Source organism: Aerococcus sp. L_32, from assembly GCF_050689315.1.
The window spans coordinates 1-1,530 of record NZ_JBOEQF010000446.1; the positions used below are offsets into that span (position 1 = coordinate 1).

Sequence of the window (1,530 nt, forward strand, 5' to 3'; positions counted from 1 at the left end):
GTTGCGGACATGCGAGACGAACCCAATTATGACGCCGTACTTGCTGCCGCTGACCAGCTGATTTAAATGACGATTTGAAAAAAGAGCACTCACCAACTTGCTAATGCCCAATATAATAATGGGGATTGCAGGCTGTTGTAGGCTCTTTTTGTGTATTTACTATTCGTAAGAATTGAAGAAACGGGTGATTTCAATGGCTGCATTTTCTTCTGTGTCTGAACCGTGAATGGCATTTTCAGTCACATTTCTGGCGAAATCAGCGCGAATGGTATGAGGCGCTGCATCGCGTGGGTCGGTTGCACCTATGATTTTCCGCATCCCAACAATGACGTTATCGCCGGTAACCACCATAGCAAAGACCGGGCCAGAAAGCATATAAGATTCAAGCTCAGGGTAAAAATCCTCATTCAATAAGTGGGCATAGTGGTGGGCCACCATTTGTTTATCTAATTCCATGACCTGGGCGCGCTCAATAAAATAATTTTGATCTTCGATACGCGAGATAATGGCACCCATCAAGCCGCGTTTTAAGACATCTGGTTTCAACATAATAAAAGTTTTTTGTTCAGGCATAATGAAAAGCCTCCTTTAATTTACTATTATAAGTAACTCCCTGAAATTTACCAGTAATTTACGAATTTTTAACCCTTTCAATGAGCGAATGATTTAACTTTACTACATGGGCGGTGGTATATTTAGGTAAGCAAGTAAGGATTAAAAAAGGAGCGATTAAATGAGCGAGTATATTGTACCAAATGTATGGACATGGGAAAATGAAGCTGAAGAAATCAAGAATCTAGGTGGTAACCGTCCAACTGCAGGTAGCCGTTTTGAACAAACACTGCCTGTTGGAGAGGCTGATTTACAGTTGTATTCTTTGGGTACACCAAACGGGATTAAAATTACTATTCTACTAGAAGAATTAAAAGACTTGGGCGTATCAAATACTGAATATGACCTATTCTTAATTCATATTGGAAACGGGGATCAATTTGGTTCGGATTTTGTTGAAATCAATCCAAACTCTAAAATTCCAGCTTTAGTAGACCAAAGTCAAGAACCTGCCTTGAACGTTTTTGAATCAGGTTCTATCTTACTTTATTTAGCTGAAAAATTTGGTCACTTAATACCTAAAGATATTCACGGGCGTACAGAAACCTTGAACTGGTTATTCTGGCAAATCGGTGCTGGTCCTTATGTTGGTGGTGGTTTCGGTCACTTCTTCAATTATGCACCTGAAAAATTAAAATACCCAATTGACCGTTTTACAATGGAAACCAAACGTCAATTAGACTTACTAGATCAAACATTGGCTGAGCGCGACTTTATCGCGGGTGATGAATATACGATTGCGGATATCGCAATCTGGTCATGGTATGGCCGTCTAGTCCTTGGTGAATTATATGAAGGGTCTAAAGAATTCTTGGATGCTGAATCATACAAAAACGTGGTTGAATGGGCCAATAGAATCAATGAACGCCCAGCAGTTAAACGTGGTTTGGCAGCAGAATACAAACCATTAGACCAAGC

The 1,530-nt window shown here is 40.1% G+C and carries 2 protein-coding genes; one reads left to right on the top strand and one right to left on the bottom strand.

Annotated features, from left to right (window positions below; translation table 11 throughout):
- Positions 1-159: 159 nt before the first annotated feature.
- Positions 160-573: a nucleoside-diphosphate kinase gene (ndk, locus tag ACRCJ0_RS13785; RefSeq protein ID WP_418148763.1), complete on the bottom strand. Its 414-nt coding sequence runs from the start codon at positions 571-573 to the stop codon at positions 160-162.
- A gap of 160 nt (positions 574-733) precedes the next feature.
- On the opposite strand from ndk, the gene yghU reads away from it, so the two are divergent.
- Positions 734-1,530 (top strand): glutathione-dependent disulfide-bond oxidoreductase (gene yghU / locus ACRCJ0_RS13790; protein ID WP_419970751.1); only part of this gene is annotated, 797 nt, incomplete at its 3' end.